Annotated in this window: 21 protein-coding genes; 3 read left to right on the forward strand and 18 right to left on the reverse strand. The window is 63.8% G+C overall.

The genetic code is table 11. From position 1 onward, the window contains the following. Genes ACWV14_RS22865 through ACWV14_RS22950 form a run of 18 tightly spaced genes read right to left on the reverse strand, consistent with a single transcriptional unit; the run spans position 1 to position 15232 of the window. A complete protein-coding gene (locus ACWV14_RS22865; RefSeq protein WP_455342692.1) occupies positions 1-408 on the reverse strand; it encodes a hypothetical protein in 408 nt (135 codons plus the stop codon). Positions 409-418: 10 nt separating this feature from the next. Then, entirely contained in the window at positions 419-4462 is a 4044-nt protein-coding gene (locus tag ACWV14_RS22870; protein WP_455342693.1) for a tape measure protein, read from the reverse strand. A 3-nt stretch (positions 4463-4465) separates the two neighbouring features. After that, positions 4466-5110, reverse strand: a complete 645-nt coding sequence (locus tag ACWV14_RS22875) for a DUF6441 family protein (RefSeq protein ID WP_455342694.1) — start codon at positions 5108-5110, stop codon at positions 4466-4468. Between the two features lie 5 nt (positions 5111-5115). Beyond that, the gene (locus ACWV14_RS22880) at positions 5116-5274 is read right to left on the reverse strand and encodes a hypothetical protein (RefSeq protein ID WP_455342732.1); all 159 of its coding nucleotides are present in this window, start codon (positions 5272-5274) and stop codon (positions 5116-5118) included. Positions 5275-5315: 41 nt separating this feature from the next. Then, positions 5316-5717 carry a hypothetical protein gene (locus tag ACWV14_RS22885; protein ID WP_455342695.1) on the reverse strand — a complete coding sequence of 134 codons (402 nt, stop codon included), beginning with the start codon at positions 5715-5717 and terminating at the stop codon, positions 5316-5318. Positions 5718-5728: 11 nt separating this feature from the next. After that, the gene (locus ACWV14_RS22890; protein WP_455342696.1) at positions 5729-6481 is read right to left on the reverse strand and encodes a phage tail tube protein; all 753 of its coding nucleotides are present in this window, start codon (positions 6479-6481) and stop codon (positions 5729-5731) included. Beyond that, positions 6478-6672: a DUF7210 family protein gene (locus tag ACWV14_RS22895; protein ID WP_455342697.1), complete on the reverse strand. Its 195-nt coding sequence runs from the start codon at positions 6670-6672 to the stop codon at positions 6478-6480. The genes ACWV14_RS22890 and ACWV14_RS22895 overlap by 4 nt, the downstream gene beginning before the upstream one ends. Positions 6673-6677: 5 nt before the next feature. Further along, a complete protein-coding gene (locus tag ACWV14_RS22900) occupies positions 6678-7124 on the reverse strand; it encodes a hypothetical protein (protein ID WP_455342698.1) in 447 nt (148 codons plus the stop codon). Positions 7125-7127: 3 nt separating this feature from the next. After that, positions 7128-7430 carry a hypothetical protein gene (locus ACWV14_RS22905; protein WP_455342699.1) on the reverse strand — a complete coding sequence of 101 codons (303 nt, stop codon included), beginning with the start codon at positions 7428-7430 and terminating at the stop codon, positions 7128-7130. Beyond that, positions 7427-8446, reverse strand: a complete 1020-nt coding sequence (locus tag ACWV14_RS22910; RefSeq protein WP_058719286.1) for a major capsid protein — start codon at positions 8444-8446, stop codon at positions 7427-7429. Before ACWV14_RS22910 ends, ACWV14_RS22905 begins: the two co-directional genes overlap by 4 nt. A gap of 17 nt (positions 8447-8463) precedes the next feature. Next, entirely contained in the window at positions 8464-8841 is a 378-nt protein-coding gene (locus ACWV14_RS22915) for a head decoration protein (RefSeq protein WP_455342700.1), read from the reverse strand. An 18-nt stretch (positions 8842-8859) separates the two neighbouring features. Next, positions 8860-10095 carry a S49 family peptidase gene (locus ACWV14_RS22920; RefSeq protein WP_455342701.1) on the reverse strand — a complete coding sequence of 412 codons (1236 nt, stop codon included), beginning with the start codon at positions 10093-10095 and terminating at the stop codon, positions 8860-8862. Positions 10096-10104: 9 nt separating this feature from the next. Next, positions 10105-11616, reverse strand: a complete 1512-nt coding sequence (locus ACWV14_RS22925) for a phage portal protein (RefSeq protein WP_455342702.1) — start codon at positions 11614-11616, stop codon at positions 10105-10107. After that, on the reverse strand, positions 11616-11837 hold the full coding sequence (locus ACWV14_RS22930) for a phage head-tail joining protein (RefSeq protein WP_146463160.1): 222 nt from the start codon (positions 11835-11837) through the stop codon (positions 11616-11618). Before ACWV14_RS22930 ends, ACWV14_RS22925 begins: the two co-directional genes overlap by 1 nt. Next, positions 11837-12229 (reverse strand): hypothetical protein, encoded by a 393-nt coding sequence (locus ACWV14_RS22935; RefSeq protein ID WP_455342703.1) that lies wholly within the window; start codon positions 12227-12229, stop codon positions 11837-11839. Before ACWV14_RS22935 ends, ACWV14_RS22930 begins: the two co-directional genes overlap by 1 nt. Next, positions 12229-12720 (reverse strand): hypothetical protein, encoded by a 492-nt coding sequence (locus ACWV14_RS22940; RefSeq protein ID WP_147073283.1) that lies wholly within the window; start codon positions 12718-12720, stop codon positions 12229-12231. The genes ACWV14_RS22935 and ACWV14_RS22940 overlap by 1 nt, the downstream gene beginning before the upstream one ends. Positions 12721-12737: 17 nt before the next feature. After that, on the reverse strand, positions 12738-14705 hold the full coding sequence (locus tag ACWV14_RS22945; RefSeq protein WP_455342704.1) for a phage terminase large subunit family protein: 1968 nt from the start codon (positions 14703-14705) through the stop codon (positions 12738-12740). Continuing rightward, a complete protein-coding gene (locus ACWV14_RS22950; RefSeq protein WP_455342705.1) occupies positions 14705-15232 on the reverse strand; it encodes an elements of external origin in 528 nt (175 codons plus the stop codon). Before ACWV14_RS22950 ends, ACWV14_RS22945 begins: the two co-directional genes overlap by 1 nt. 117 nt (positions 15233-15349) lie before the next feature. On the opposite strand from ACWV14_RS22950, the gene ACWV14_RS22955 reads away from it, so the two are divergent. From ACWV14_RS22955 to ACWV14_RS22965, 3 genes are all read left to right on the forward strand, one after another. After that, a complete protein-coding gene (locus ACWV14_RS22955; RefSeq protein ID WP_455342706.1) occupies positions 15350-15547 on the forward strand; it encodes a DUF6900 domain-containing protein in 198 nt (65 codons plus the stop codon). Between the two features lie 98 nt (positions 15548-15645). Further along, positions 15646-16170, forward strand: a complete 525-nt coding sequence (locus ACWV14_RS22960; RefSeq protein WP_147073289.1) for a DUF3489 domain-containing protein — start codon at positions 15646-15648, stop codon at positions 16168-16170. Positions 16171-16199: 29 nt separating this feature from the next. Further along, positions 16200-16559 carry a hypothetical protein gene (locus tag ACWV14_RS22965; RefSeq protein WP_147073291.1) on the forward strand — a complete coding sequence of 120 codons (360 nt, stop codon included), beginning with the start codon at positions 16200-16202 and terminating at the stop codon, positions 16557-16559. Positions 16560-16598: the final 39 nt, after the last annotated feature.

Raw genomic sequence — 16598 nt, forward strand, 5'->3', positions numbered from 1 at the left:
TCAAATCTCCAGGAATCGAAGGGTCAGGCGATAGAAGTCGGTAGCGGCACGGGCCGGGATGCCTAGCACAGGCTCAGCTTCGATGGCCGTTTCTGCGTGGCGGAATGCCACGGTGAACGAGCGGCCATCGGCGAAGGTCAAGCCGAATCGGCCGGTAGCACTGCCGACTGGAAGTGCGGCCCAGGCCCGTAGTTGCTCGACCGTGGCCCGCGTGACCCAAGCCATGTCGGGTGCGCCCACCAGCGTGATGGGGCGACCGGCTTGGCGGGTGGCAGACTGGATCAGCAAGGCTCCGGTGATGAGGTAAGAAGTGGTCGCCACAGCTGGCGACCACGCGTGCTCGTCGCTCCACAGCAAGTCATCGGGCAATGGCAAAGCCACCCCGGTTTCGAGGTTCGTCAGTTGCATAGGGAAACCTTCAGGCAGTGCGGGCGCGAGCAGCGTCCAGCAGTTGCAGCAGACGAGACTCGTCTCGTGCGTCGACGGTGGCGTTGACCTTCTGCTGTCCCGAGGACAGTTCCACGCGTACCGTGCGGCTGGGTCCGGCATCGGTAGCCAACACCGGACGGGCCAGCCGCGACCCGCTGGGTTGCACCAGCCCGCCCGTGGCAAAGCCCTGAACGCCCGCAAGCGCACGCCCGGCCAGGGCTTGCGCCGGGGCCGACAGGTTGTTGATCGCTTCGAAGAAGCCAGCCCCGTAGCGGGACACGGCATCCTTGTTCACGACAAACTCACCCGGCGTGAGCATCGCCGGGACGGTGTCGGACTTGGCCATACCGCCGCGCCGGTAGAAATCGCCCTGGTTCTGCTCCATATAGTCGATCAGCTCACGCTCCAGGTCTTTGCCCCAGAGCAGCGGTTGGGCCATCGCCTGCCGCCACGTCTGCTTGATGCGCTCCAGGTTCTGGCGCTCGTTGCCGGTGAGCGTCTTACGACTGATGAAGTCTTCCAGCGCGCGCCGATCCTGCTGGGCCTGCTTGCCGTAGCTATCCATCGTCTTGCTGCGCATATCCAGACTGACCGAGGCACCGTAGTTCCACTGGAGCCAATTGGTGTACTCGTTCATCCCCTGCAGGCCGAGGTCGATCATCTTCATCGCCTCGACTGCCTCCCGGTTCTTCTTCGGGACAATCGGCTTGCCATCGGGATCGGTGCCTTGAGATCGACCGTTGCCAAAGCCCTGCACGCGACCACCGACAGCGAATCGGGCGACACCGTTGGCCAGCCGTGAGAGCGCACCGCCGCCGTACTTCTGCACCGCCGCCTTGCGAATCACGAAGGCCCCGGCTTCCAAGGTGCGCGGCACGGTGTCGTGGTGGCCAGAGCCGGGAACCGATCCACTGCTCATTCGGGGAAAGGCCGGGGCAACAGCGCCGCCGTCAGCGAAGCGGCGCACGCCACCGCCCACCAAACCGCCAGTCGCGTTTGCCTCTACCTTGCGCACATAGATCGTGTGCGTGCTCGAGGTGTTGGCCCCGTTGAGACTCATGATTTCCGAGCGGGCTGCGTCGGCATTGGTGCTGACCTGATGCCGGGACTCGGTCTGGATGCGGTCCAGCGCCTTGATCATCCCTTCGACGTTGGTGATCGCGGCCTGCGCCTTCTCGGTCGCCACCTTCAGTTCGAACTGCGAGTTCTGGTCGGCGTAGGTCTTGAGCTTGTCCAGCGCCTCCTTGGCCTTGGACACGTCGGCATCGACCGGGAGTGTCTTGCCCTCTTTCAGCAGTTGTTCGTACTGCTGCAGCTTCTTCTCGGCCTCCTGCAAGTCGGCCTGAATCTTGAGCAGGTACTCTTTTTCTGCCAGGGCCTTGTCGAGATCAGCGATGGCTTTGTCGAAGCGGGTCGTGTCGGCATCCAGCGTGACCTTCAGACCGTCTTTCAGCTTGGCTGTGATTTGGTCGATCTGGTTTTCGGTCTGGGTGAGGGTCTGCTGGATCTGGTCGCGCGCGGTCAATGCCGACTGCGCGGCGGTCTGGTGCGCCTTGGCTTCGGCATCCAGGGTCTTGTTGAGAATCTCCTCGGACTCGCGGATGCGCTGGATGGCTTGATTGACGCCATCCTTGCCCTGTGCGATCTGTGCGTCGGCATCCTTGGTCTTCTGGGCCAGTTCGGCGCGCAATGCGTCCGCTTGGCGCATCAGGGCTTCGGCTTGCGCGTATTCCTGCTTGCGATAGGCATCGCGTGACTGCGATTCGAGCTGGGTGACCTGCGAAACCGCCTGCTCGGACTGCTTGCGGGCATCTTCGCCGCGCTTGGCTTCACTGGTTTGCGAGCTGGCCACCTGTGCGGCCAAGTCCATCGCTTTCTGGGCGAGTTGCCGAGCCTGCTCGAACTCGCCGTTGGCCAGCGCCTCACGTGCCTTCCCCTGGTACTCGGCGATCTGGCGCTTGCGATCTTCCGTCGCCTCGAAATCGGTCATGCCCTGCCGACGGATGTCGCGGACACGTTCCTCGGTCGTCATCGAGAGCTGGCGCTTCTCCTCCTCGATGCGCTTGATCTCAGTCAGATGCCGGTTGGCCTCTGCGTTGAGCGCATCGATGTGCTGCCGGTACTCGGCCAGCGCCTGCGTCATCGTCTGGCGCTTGGTGGCCAGGATGTCGTTTTCGACCCGCTGGACGTTGGCGCGGCGCTCTTCTTCCGTCTGGCCCTGGCGGCGGGCCGACTCAAGCCGGGCCTTGGACTCATCATCAATGAGCTTCAGCGTTTCGGTCGTGGATTGCCGCCGCAGCGTTGTCTGCTGCGTGAGTGCATCCGTCAGCAATTGCGTCGACTTGGTGATCAGCACCGCTTCGGACTGCTTGGATGTCTCCAGCGCCGACTGTTCCTGCTGGTAGCGCCCCTTGACCGCTTCGATCTGGCGCAGCAGGTTGGCCTCGACGATGGACGTCAGGCCCTTGTAGGCCTCGGCCATTTTGGCGGTTGCGTCGTTGACCGTCTGATTGGCCTTGCCGACAGCCTGCTCAACCTCACCGAGGCGGGATTTCAGCTTCTCCAGGGCGCTGTGGACAGCCTCGATACCGCGCCCGACTGCCTCCTGCGTGCCCTGACGCACGGCTTCGAGTCGCTTGGCGATTTCCTCCGCAGCCGTCGCGGCGGTATTCATCGCGCCCTTGGCAGCATCCGCCCCCTTGGTCGCGTCGGCGTACATCTGCGCGAAGATCTGGTTCATCTCCGCGAGACGAGCCTCGTGGCGCTTGGTCGCCTCGGCAATCGTGTCCGAGGTGAAGATGGCGGCGAATGCCTCCCAGCGGTAGCGCAACTGCTCGACCGCCTTGACCAGCATCTCGACCATGAAGATGCCCGCCTTGCGGACGATCTCGAACTTCTCCGACAGCCACGTGCCGATCTCCCAACCGACCAGGAAGGCACCCAGCACAGCGAATGCCGTCTTGAGCAAGCCGACGCTGGCCACGGCGGCCGACACCGACAGGTTGGCCGTCGTCCACGCCGCCGCAGTGGCACTGGCGGCCGTGACGGCCGCCGCACCGGCGGTCTGCCACGCGGTGATGAGCGCCGGGATCAGGCGGTAGATCAGCACGGCCAGCCCGACTTCGGCGATGCGCTTGAGCCACTGCATCACCGTGTCGAGGTTGTTGGCGAGAATGGTCAGAGCCTCGGCCAGCTTCTTGGTCAAACCCGTCGATTCATCGACCCGGTTGATCCACTGCCCGAAGGCATTGCGCAGGCGCTCGAAGGCCTGGCTCACGGTCTGCGGCAGTTGGGCGTACTCGCTGGCAAGCTTGTCCTTCTGGCTCATCAGCGCGTTGACGACCACATCAGCAGTCAGGCGGCCTTCCTCAGCCAGTTTGCGCAACCGCCCAATGGGCACGTTCAAACCATCGGCCAGGGCCTGCGCCAGACGGGGGCTGTTTTCGACGACGGAGTTGAATTCCTCGCCTCGCAGCACACCAGACGCCAGCGCCTGCCCGAATTGCAGCAGAGAGGACTGCGCTTCGGTAGCCGATGCGCCCGACAGGCGCAGTGCCTGCGAGATGCTCTCGGTGATCGTGAGTGCGTCCTTCTGCTCGCCACCCAGCATTCGCACGGCCTGCTGGAGCTTGCCGTACAGGGTGGCCGTTTCCTGAATCGGCACGCCGATGCGCTGGGCGATGTCGAAAAGGGCCGCTTGCGCGGTGGTGAACTCACGCTGGCCCGCCGTCGCCAACTTCAGGCGTGCCGACATCATGTTCCATGCGTCGGCGATCTGGACGATCTCTTGCACCTTGCCAGCGGCCCAGTTGATCGACAGGAAGGCCAGCAACTGCGTCTTGGCCGTCGCCACTTGATCGCCGAAGGCCGACATCCCGGCCTTGACCTCGGCCATTCCGGCTGCAGCCTTCGCCCCGGCGGTCTTGGCGGTGGTCGACAGCTCACCGAGACTGCGCTCAGCGGACGTGATGGCGCGTTTGAGCCCCTCGTCGGCCCCTTCGAGCGCGACGAGGATGGAAATTCGCTTGGCCATGAATCAATCCACCGTGCTGATCTGCTTCTCGACGGCCGCCGCCAGACGCGGGATGCGACCCGCGACCAGCCGCTCGACATCGAGGCGCTTCTTGAGGACGACCTTGGACACCAGGACGGCAATCGGGATGTCCGCGCCGCGCTTGAGGCGCTTGATGCCCTCTGCCTTGCGGTAGCGGCGCTTGAAGCCCGCCAGTGGCCGGTCGTGCTCTTTGATGTTTTCGGCCATCAGGACGATGTTTCCCTTCGCGTTCTTGATGAAATAGGCATTGCCGCCGCGCATCAGCTCGGCCACCTGCGCCTTGAAGCGCTTGCGGCCCACCCGACCGTTCAGTGGAATCAGCATCCGCCCGGCAATCTGGCCGCCGGTCTCGTGCATCCCCGACCACGGAATGCGCGAACCCACGTACAGCGCGGGCAGTCGGTTCGGGTCTTTGTCCAGCACCTTGGCGCTGAAGCCCTTGAGGAAAGACTTCTTGACCACGGACATCTGGCTGGCGACGTGGCTGCGCACGTCCTGCTTGAGTTCGACCGCCTCGCTGGCAATCGCCCGCGACACCGCCTTCTTGACCTTGTCGCGGAACTCACCGCCCCAGCGGCGCAGCTGCGCCTGGGCTGCGCCGCTATCGATCTGGACGGAAATGCGCATGGTCATCAGGCACGGTCGGTGGCCTTGTCAGTAAGTCGGTCGAGGGTTTGGTCGAGGTGGCGGGCATCGCTGCGCGTGCCGATGGCAATCACGGACAGCAGGCGGGCATCGCGGGCCGCATCGGTGCGCGCCGTCGCTGCGACGAAGCCGCGCACCTGCGCCAACGTGTAGTTGAGGATGTCCGGCAGTCGGTGGCCGTGCTCGATCAGGTGCTGGACGGCGTCGAACCAGCCACCGCTTTCACGATGGGCGGCAGCTTCACTTGGCCGAACAGCCCGTCGAGCTTCGGGATCACCGTCTGGGTAAAAAAATCGGCGTTCACCTCGATCACTTTGGCCGCCAGCATGATGGCCTCGTCGGCAGCCAGCTCATCGACCCAAGCCCGAGGTTTGCCGACGGCAATGGCAATGGCCGACAGCAGATCGTCGCCGCGCTCGCCGAACAGCGCCAGCCAGTCGATGTCGGAGGCAGTGAGCTGCTGCATCACCGGCGAGATCGCCCGCAAGAAACCGGGCATCTGCCCGACCTTCAGCGGTTTGATGGCCAGCGGCTCACCGTCGATCACCAATTCGACCGCCTGCGGAATCAGGGTGTCCAGATCACTCATGGCGGCACCCATCACAGTTGCACGATGCGGCCGAACTGGCCCAGCACCGCGTCGAAGGGCTTGGTGGTGTCGGCCAGCAGCGATCCCTCCAGCTCGAACTTGTTGTACTCGTCCGAGATGAAAGAGATTTCCTTCAGCGGATCGAATGCCACGCGGTAGAGCTCGACCAGCACCTTGGCATTGCCCTGGGCCGTGTTGATGCCTTCGAGCCGCAGGAAGCGCTCGGGCAGCGCCTGCGTGAAGATGCCGATCTCGGTGGCCACGCCGTAGGCGTAACTGGCCTTGAACGGCGCAGTGAAGCCGGTGGTATCCAGAAACTGGAGGGCACCGAAGTCGGGATCAGCCGTGTAGTTCGTGCCCAAGGCCAGGGTCGCGGGCGTGCCTGCCGAATCCACCACGACCAAGGACGACACTTTCGGGTGGGCCAGGAAGTAGCGGTCACCCGCAATCGGCGTGGCACCGCCCACCGGCTCGGCGGTGACCGTTCCCGGCGTGCCAACGACGTGGTTGCCGTAGAGAGCCAGCGCAAGGTTCTCCTTGGTGAATTCCTCGATGGTGAGGTTCACGGTTGCGGACTTCTGCTTGACCATTCGGTGATCGAGCGAGCGCTGCCCGGTCTGGCTCTCGTAGTGCTCAAGGACGTCGGTCTTGAGGGAGAGCTTCAGCTCGGCGACGTTGCCGGGCGAACGCACTTCGATGGGAAGGCCGTCGGTGTCGCGCTTGCCGAGGAAGACGCGGCCTTGAAAACTGGCATAGGTGCTCATTGCTTGGGTTCCTTGCGTTGGAGGGGTTTGGGTTCGGGAATGGGTTCAGCGGTTGGGGCGGTCGGCTCCGGGGTGGCGATGTCGTGCGCGATCAACCAGTCGGCTGATGTCGCGTCGATCTCGATCCGGTCACCGACGCCATACGTCTTGCCCGCGTGGGTGTGCGGGCGCATCAGGACAAGTTGGGGCATAGGTGTCATCCAAGGGTTGAAAGGTCATTGGCCAGCGTCCGGTACGTCAGCCGATAGCGCGCTGGGAGGGCCACGGCCACTGCATCGGCGTCCTCGACCTCCCACTCGGTTTCCTGCTCACGGATGCCCAGCGCCAACCCACCAAACGTGCCGTCCGCGAACAAGGCGGCGTGCGCGGCGGTAAGCAGACGATCGGCCTCGGTTTCGGGAGACGCGGGGAGAACGGCCCGCGCCAGAGCCACGACGCGAACGGTCAGTTCGCGTGTGACGCGGTCGTTGGCGCGCTCGGTGATGGACTCCGACTCAGGAAACACCGCCAGCGCTGGGCAGAGATCGCGGCTGATGGCCACCGTGGGTGACCGGTGCAACGTGGCCCCGAGGCCTTCGACTGCCGGACGGGCAGCCGCCATCACCGCCAGCAGAATTCGCTCGCGGATGGAGTTATCTGCCATGGGTTACAGCCGGGTGAGCTTGGCGCGGATCTCAGAGCCGTCGCCCACAGCCCGGATGTCTCGCACCTGGAAGGACGTGCCACCGATTTCGACAACTTCGCGGGCAACAAGTCCCCCGAACGCCGTGACCGGGTAGGTCATCTCGTAGTCGGTGCTCAGGGTCAGACCATCGAGGAGGGATTCATCCGGCGCGGCAAAGCCGACCTGATGCCGTTGCGACGGTGCGCCGCTCGCCGGATACCAAAGGCATTCCTTCAGCAGCCCAGCGTTCGCGGCCGACTCATAGATCTGAGTGACCAGACTCATACGCCGCCACCCATGACGAGCCTGACCAGAACCCCGGGGCGATGGCACATCGGTAGCGGGTTAGCCTGCGTATGCAGATCAGTGCCCCGATCGAATTTGCGCGGTTCCTGCTTCGCATAAAGCGGCTGGCCCATCGTGTTGACAGTCTCGTTGAAGTCGGCCGGCGCAAAGTAAGTTCCGAAGGTGTCGATGGTGCCCAGAGGGAACGCATGTGCTTCCCCAGCTGCGATGAAGCGCCGCACCGTCTTGTTGACATCTGTCGCCTTGCCTCGGTACTCCTCAAAAGTGATGCCGCCAAAGGTGAAGCCACGGCGAACATCATTGATAAGGACAGCGCCTTGCTGCCAGTTCGTGAAGGCAGTCTTGACATCCTTGTGGCCGGTCAATGCCTTGAAGAACTCTGGAGAGCACAAGCAGTGGACTCCCGTCATGAACTCGCCGAGTAGGGCTTCTTCGATGATGCCCAAGACATCAGTGCATTTGCCCTTGACGTCAGTGCCAGTAGTCGGGCTGCTGATTTCGAAGTCCACGCTCTGTTGATCGATGCCAAACTCGTCAAACAGGTTGTAGATCCGGCTGCCGTCGGCGTCGAGGATCTCACCTTTCAATGCCCCCATACGCAAGTGCTCTAGGGTGATGGCGTGCTTGTTGCGCATCGTCTCGAGGTGTTGAGCCAGCACTCCGGCAATCGACTCCATTTCGGTTTCGCTGCCAAAAGCGCGTAGACCTTGAACCTCCTCGGGCAACACAACGTCGTCGTGCGGGATGTGCGGAACGACGAAGGACCGGACGGTTCGCTTGCCACGCACATTCACTGTTCCCGGCGAGCCTGGCGGCTGTGTCGGAAGGAGGTTCAGGACACCGGCGCGTTCTTCGACAATCACCTGGCGCGTTCGAACCGGCTTGGGCGGAAACAGATTCAACTCCTCCAGGCGTCCGTAACGGTTGGGGATCAAGTTGATGGCTGCAGTCATTGATGCCATCGAAAAAGCCGGACTGATGAATGGGTTTTGCATATTGAGTCTCCTTGGCGTTAGGCGCCGATACGCACCAGGACGCCCAGTGCTTTGAGTTGTTGGATCGCTGCTTGCTGCTCCGCAGTCGTGATGCCGGTGGGCCAATGCAGTGCGTGGTCTGACACGATGGCGTGACGCGCCACCATCAGCCCGTCGTTGCGGTCGGCGATGGCAGCATCGGCGTCCTGCATCAGCACGCCAGCGGAGTACTGGCTGCCATCGGTGGCCGACGGGTCAATCTGCTTGACCTTGCCCGTCGCCGTGATCTGCCCGAGCACCGTACCCAGCGGTAAGGTCTGGCCAGCTGCCACGGTCACGCGGTCGCGCGAATAGAGATTGGGCGCCTCGTATTTCAGGAGGTCGCCGAGATTGATTGGTTCTTGCATTGCGGGCACGGGATGCTCCTTTTGGGGTTACTTGGTGCCCAGGCGACTTTTGATGGCCTGGATCAGAGGGTTGTGGGGAGAGGCAGGATGGCCAGTGCTACTTGCCGACATGGCCGACTGCGGGTCGATGCGGCTGACGATTTCGGGACTGGCTTCGGCCTGGGTGGCCAGCAACTGGCTGCGCACCTTGGCGGGTGATGCCTTCGCTTCGAGGAAGCCCGCGATCAGGTCGGTGCGCCCGGCCAGGGTGCAGGTCTGGGCGACTTCAATCGCGTCGGCCATGGTCATGGCGGTGGCGGCGGCCGGTTGAGAAAGACTGCCAGCAGGATCAGCAGCAAGCCGATCAGGAGCAGCGGGGTCGGTTCGATCATTCATGGAAGACTCCATCTGGAGGTTGCTAAAAAGTCCCGCGTGGCTTGCCGCCAACTTCGGGGGTGGGGAAACGGATTCGCAGAGCTGCGCAAGTGCGTCGTCGAAGGTGCCGATGGCGTCGGCCAGCCCGATGGCAACGGCGGCTTGCCCAAAGAACAGTCCCGCCTCGGTGTCACGCACGGCAGATGCCTCGATGCCCCGGTTGCGGGCCACCGTCTCAACGAACAGGCCGTAGACGCGATTCACCTCACCCTTGAGAAAGGCGTGGGCTTCGCTGGAAATCGGCTCGTGCGGGTTGAGATCGTTCTTGCGGTCACCCGCAAAGACCGCCGTGTAGCGAACGCCGTCCTGGGCATCCCTCTCGGACTGGTCGACGTGCATCGCAATGACGCCAATCGAGCCGACACCACCGGTGCGTGAGACGAACACCTTGCTGGCAGCAGACGCCAGTGCGTAGGCCGCTGAAAAGGCCATGTCGTTGGCCACGGCCCAGACCGGCTTCGTCTGGGCAGCCGCACGGATGCGGTCGGCCAGATCGAACACGCCGCCCGACTCGCCACCCGGTGAGTCAACGTCGAGCAGGATGGCGGAGACATCGGGGCTCGCCAGCGCGGCGTCCAACTGCGCGGTCAGCCCTGCGTAGCTGGTCAAGCCGGATTCAGCTTCCAGGCCCACGGTGCGTCGCACCAGCGTGCCGTGGATGGGGATGACTGCGACCTTCGTCGTTTGGGTGGCTGCGGGACGCACGGGCGGCGTGAAGCCCGAGGGTGCAGCCAAGTCAGCCAAGCCGATCCGGGGGCCGAGCACGGCCAGGATCACGTCAAGTTTTGGGCGATGGATCGCCAGCGGCACACCGTAAAGGCGTGCCGCCAAATGGGGCAACAGGGTCATGGGAATCCTTCAGGCAGGCGATGTGTCGCCGGTTTGCGTGGTGTCTGCAGCGTTCTTGTTCGGCTCGGCGCTTCCTCCGTCCTTGGACGTGCGGCGTGGGTCGGAGTCGAAGATCAACCCGAGGTCGTCGGCCCGCTGGTTATCGGCGGCGATCTCACGATCAACGTCTTCGGCGTCGTAGCCAAAGGCGGAAATGGCTTCCGAGCGACTCATCAGTCCTGCACGGATGGCCAGCAGCATTGCCTTGAACTCCTTCTCAGGATCGACCCACTGCCAGCCCTGGGGAATCCACTTCACCTGCAGGTACTGGCGGCGACGGGCAGGGCCGCCACGCGCGAAGCCGGGAGCTTCGATGGCACCGGCGAGCACGGCCTGCTTCATCCACGCGGCCCAAACCGGACGGCACATCTGATGCACAAGCACCCCGTGCTGCAACATCTCGCAGCGACGCCGGAACTCCAGCATCCCGGCGCGAATGGATGAGTAGTTCACGCCTGTGAGGTCTCCGGTCAACTGCTCGTAGGTGACGCCGATGGCAGCGGCGACCGCGCGGAACTGCGTGCGCAGGAACTCGCCATACGAGCCACCGACGTCGGCTGGGTCGGAGAACTTGATGTCCTCGCCGGGCTCCAATATCTGCAAGGTGCCCGGCTCCAGACCGGCCAGCGCGATGCCATCGCCATCAGCAGCACCTTCGCCCATCAGGTTGTCCTCCGGGTTCTGCCGGGTCACGAACCCGGCGAACATCGCGGCGGTCTTCTTGCGCACAAGTTCGGCGTCGTCGTACTGGTCGAGTTCGTTGAGCTTTACCAGGGCCCGCGACAGCCACGGCTCACCCCGGATCTGTCCGGGACGCAGGACGCGGAACAGGTGGATGATTTCCTTCGCATCGATGCGCACCGTGTCCATCCCGCCCTGGCCCGACATCGGAGCCAGCCGACCGTCTTCGGGGTGCGAGCGGTACAGGTGGTAAGCGACGCGACGCCCGAGGCTGTCGAATTCGATGCCAGAGCGCACCACGTTGCCTGAAGGCAGATCGAGGTTGAGGCTGATCGGCAGATGCTCGGGCTCCAGCAACTGAAGCTGCAGAGGAACGACCAGTCCGTCCTCCGGGCGGCGCGGGCGCAGCCGGATCAGGCATTCACCGCCTTCGAGCATCGCGCGACAGGCCAATGCCTGCAGTCCGTAGAAATCGGTCTGGCCCGCAGCGTCGGCTTCCTCCGTCCAGTCACGCCACAGCGCCTGCACGTCGGTCTTGAAGCGCTCGTCCGCAGCCAGACTCTGCGGCTTGATGCCTGTGCCGACCGCGTTGGACACGAAGGCTTCGATTCCGGCCTGCGCCCAGGCGTTGCGGCGCACGAGGTCGCGGCTCTTGATTCGCAGTTCGGTGTTGGTCGCCAGCATCGCGGCGACCGCGCCCGGGTTGCCGGGCATCCAAGCCAACGAGCGGCGACCACGGCCAGCCGCTTCGTGGACGGGTTGCTGGCCGAACAGGCTTCGGATCTTCGAATACCAGGCCATCAAAACCCCTTCGAGGTCGTGACCCGGATCTGGCGCGGCGCACCCGGCCACAGCCCAGTGGCTGCTGCCTGCTCCAGGATGCCGCGCTTGACTTCGCGGATCGCAGCTTTCAGTTCATCGACCGAGCGGTACTCGACCGTCTTATCGCCGAAGCTGACGCGGTGTTCGCCCTTGGCGAGCGCGGTCTCCAGTGCCTGGAGTTGGGCTTCTGTGTAGGCCATCAGCGGTACACCACGAGGTTGATTTCAGAGGAGTCGTCAAACGACGACGCGGCCGTCGCACACGAGACGTCGACGTACTGCGCGGTCTTGAGGTCGGAGCTGGCACGTACCAGGGCCACGCGCTGCTGGCCGGTGTTGGTGCTGCTGCGGGCGAGCGCCGTCCAGCAGTAATTCGCATCCGGCATCGCTACCGCGAAATGCACGCGGTACCGGCCCGCCGCCGTGCGCACCACGCTGGCGACGTTGTGCGCGCTGGCGATCACGACCTGACCGCCCACGTAGCCGAAGCTGACCCACACCCGGGCAATGCCGGGATGCGTGGCGTCGATCTTGGTTTTGACCTCGAAGCCGATGCGTGCCGCCAAAGCGGCGATGCTGGAAGCGAGGCTCATCAGGCCAGCGCGCCGTCAAAGATCACGACGAAATCGGTGTCGGTGTTGCCGACATCACTGACAGCCACCGCACCAATGTTGGTACGTGCTTGCAGTTGCTCGGCCACGGTCAGGGTCTGCGCCGCATCGAAGCGGACACGGAGATTGACCGCAGCCAGAATCGCGTCCAGGCCGCTGGTACCGCTCTGCAGCGCCTGCTGGATTTCCACCAGGGTGTCGTAGGCAGCATCGGCTCCGCCCAGGATGTCAGTCTTGAGCGCGTCTAGCAGCGACACGATCTTGTTCGACGAGTAGGTGCTGGTGGTGGCGATCTGGTTGTCATCGATGGCCATCGCGGACAGAACCGCTGCCTTGAGCTCGTTGATGGCGGCGACCAGACTCGACTTGTCGTTGGTGGACAGGCTGGCCAGACTGCCTGCCGTCGCGCGGACGTCGTTGAACTCCTGGGCAACCCGGATGACCAGGCTCTCGATACGTGTGGCAAGACTCATGAAAACTCCTCTGAAAATCAGGACAGCCAGCGGCTCTTGATGACGCGCCGCCGTGATGGGGTTGCAGAAACAGAAAGGCCACCTCGTTGGGTGGCCTCGTCTGGGTCGAATGCTTGAATCGGGGGTGGCTCATCCGGTGGCCGTTCCATCCCGAGTTGGCGCTCCAGTTCGCGCCAGTGGCGTTCCTCGAAGCGATCCAAGCCCGCCGCCGATGCGGCCGCCCGGGCGTACACGTAGCAGTCAAGCGCTTCATTGCGCTCGCGCATCTTTTGCCACTCACGCACCGGGAAGCCGTTGCGGTCGCGGCGGGTAATCAACTGCTCGGCGCAGAGCTGCTGGATGAACTCTGCGTCGATCTTGGGCAGGTGGACGAACCCCGTCGGGTAGAGGATGGTCACGCCATCCTCGCTGACGTCCGCGCCCTTGCGCAGGTTGTTGTAGAACTCCAGCTTGGCGATGCCAACCGCCACCGTGAACACCTTGATGCCCCGGCGCAGCTTCTTGCCGCCCTGCGAAACATCGATGGCCGTCGGCGTGCCGATCAGGGCCGCGCCGCGCGGCACCCCCTTGACCGGCATCACGCGCGGGTCGCGGCAGGCACGCACGAAGGCGTAGGCCTCCTGCGTCGCAAAGCCGGTGTCCAGGGCGAAACGGGCCAGCGGCATCACCGCGCCCGAGGCGTGTGTCCAGTTTTCGGCAAGCAACTCGGCGAGTCGCTTCCACACGGCGTCTCGGGCGGTGTCGCCCATCAGCACGCGGTGTTCGACCAGCCAGGACTCCTTGCCGCGCCCGAAGGCCCAGATGGACGCCTCGATGCGATCCTTCTGCACGTCGGCAGCGCCCACCAGGAGCAATCCGCCCGGTGGCACCGTACCGATCCGGTAGTCCTCGCGGCGTTCGACCAGCCTTTGCCAGTCGGGTGCTTCGCCTTCCTCGACCCAGGTTTCACCCAGTTCGGTGTTCTTGAAGGTCTTGATGGCAGCCGCCGAACCCGATTCCTTGTTGACAGAGCTTTCCCACGCTGCGGCAATGTCGCGCCAACCGCGCCAGCCAACCGGGCTGTAAAGCGACGACAGGTGAAACCCCGCTGTCTTGCCCGTGCCGTCGCTGATCATCGCGCGCCACTCGCCGTGCTCCAGCATCCAGGTCTTGTGGTGCTCGGCAATCGACTCGTCACACGATTCGCAGATGTAGGCTGCGGTGTCCGGTTGTCCCTTCTCCCAGCGCAACTGTTCGAAGCGCAGCCACTGGCGATGCGAGCAATGCGGGCACGGCACGAAGTAGCGACGCTGATCACTGGCTTCGTACTCGCGCTCAATGGCTGACGCCCCGGAGATCGTCGGCGTCGAAACGATGAAGATCTTGCGCCGAGCGAAGGTTCGCGTGCGCGCTTCCGCCAGCGAGATCGCATCGCCTTCACCCTCGACGTCCAGTGGATAGCCGTCTACCTCGTCGAGGAACAGATACCGAACCGGCATCGAGCGCAGTCCAACAGCGCTGTTGGCCCCGGTCATCACCAGGACGCCACCCCGGAACTCCTTGGCCAGGATGGTGTTTCCCGAGTCGCGTGACCGTGCTGGCGAGATCAACTCGCTCAGTGCCGCCGACTCCTCGATCAACGGATCGATCCGCTGCTTGGAATTGCGCTTGGCCATATCCACCGTCGGCCACACAGCCATCATCGGCCCCGGCGCGTGGTGGATCACGTAGCCGATCCAGTTCGAACCCATTTCAGTCGCACCGAGCTGTGCGGCCTTCATGAACACCACGCGCTCGACCGGCGAGGTAGGCGACAGGCAGTCCATGATGGCCTTCAGGTACGGCGTGCGGCTGGTGCGCCAGCGACCGGGCTCGGCCGAGGCCTTGCTGGACAGCATCCTGTGCCGATCCGACCATTCGGACACTGAGAGCAGAGGATCAGGTGTGAGCCCTTCGCGCCACGCGCGCTCGATGTCGGCAGCGCCTTCGTATTCAACATCCAGCATCAGTCCACCCGGGGCCGCAGTTCGCCCAGTTCCTGCAGGTGCTCACGTACCGCCGCCTCCAGGGCGACGTGCATCGTGTGCGGATCGATATTGAACTTGGCCGCCATCTGCGCCGAGATGCGCGCGGGCCAGTTCAGCCACGCATCGCGCTCGGAGCGCGCCAGCTTGAAAACATGGGCGATGGCCTGCGGCCGATCCACCAACTCGCCCTTCAGTCGGGCCAGACGCACCTTGTTGGTCTGCGCCTTGACCACCTCGTTGACCGTCCGCGCCTGAAGCAGCGACGCACCACCAGCAGGTAGAGCTGCAGGCCCGTCGCCGCCACCCTCCGGCACGACGACCTTTGCGACCTTGGCCCGCGTACCGGACTTCGGCACATCGGAGTTGCGAGCCCACTCGCGATCAGCACGGTCGGCATCAATGGTGCCGTCAGCCTCCGGCGTGATCCGACCTGCGCGAATTGCCTTGTGAACAGCGGTGTCGGTCACACCACGGTGACGGGCGTAAGCGCGAATCGAAATGCCCATTTTGAGAACCGGTTACCCCTTCAATCATTTTTTCGACATTCACTCGAAATCAGCTTGGCTTCTTTCTGGAACAGCGCGTTCATACGGACGTCATCAACACCATCAAAGGAAGCAGCAATGAGCAAGTTCGAACAACTCCTGACCCAGATCGCACAAAACAAGCTGGGCATCGAAACCCTGGAAACCCGCAAGTCAGACAGCCTCGACTTCCACGACGTGGCGGTCTGGTGCCTGCGCGACGCCCTGGAGGCCGCGTTCAACGCAGGCGTCGAACAAGGCCGCAAGGCGGCGAAGTCGGACAAGGCCAACAGCTGATCAAGAACCTTCGAAGCCAAGCAGAAAACGCTTGGCTTCACTCCCGAACAGCGCGTTCATCACGTCACCCCATTAACCCCTTGCACAAGGAGAAGCAAATGACCACCACCCAACTGACCCCGGCCCAGCACGCGATCCTGGCTTACGCCCTCGAACACACCGACGGCAAGATCGACTGGTTCCCCGACAACATCAAAGGCGGCGCACGCAAGAAGGTGCTCGACGGCCTGTTCAACCGCGCGCTGATCACCTCCGACGGCACCCACTGGTTCGTCGCCGCCGAGGGCTACGACGCGATGGGGCGCGCCCGGCCAACGCCTGCGCCAGTGGCCGCAGACCCTGAACTCGACGCAGCCGTGACGGCAGCCGAGGCCGCGTGGGCGCAAGAAAAGGCGGCCGCCAAACCTCGCACCCGCGAGAACAGCAAGCAGGCCACGGTGATCCAGATGCTGCAGCGCCCCGAAGGGGCAACGGTGCAGCAGATCTGCGAGACCACCGGCTGGCAGGCGCACACGGTGCGCGGCACCTTTGCCGGTGCCTTCAAGAAGAAGCTCGGGCTGACCATCGTCTCGGACAAGGCCCAGGGCAGCGAGCGGGTCTACCGGATCGCCGCAGAAGCCTGATCGCAACGCCAACACCCAGGAGAACATTCATGAGCACCATGACCATCACCATCGAACGCACCCCGCGCACCCTGCAGTTTGGCGACACCACCTTCCAGGTCGAGGAGTTGAGCGTCCGATTGCCGTTTGCCCGCAAGCCTGCCGACTTGGACGAAGTTGGCGGCCAGGGTCAGACCAAGGTCTATGTCACCGAGACCAAGGAACTGACCGTCGACGAGTTCGATGCCTTTGCCCGCAGCCTGTTGGTATCGCGCGACTGGCTGCGCGGCAAAGGTGGCGGCACCGGCGACGGCTATCTTTGCGTCGAGGTCACCGCACCGGGTCGCCCCTACCTTTACGTGAATCCAGAGGGCGGCGACTACGCCCGGTACGTGGCCCGTCTCGGGTAATCGAAATTGATTGAGAAAGAGGCCAAGAACAGCTTGGCT

The organism is Variovorax durovernensis, from assembly GCF_977011995.1.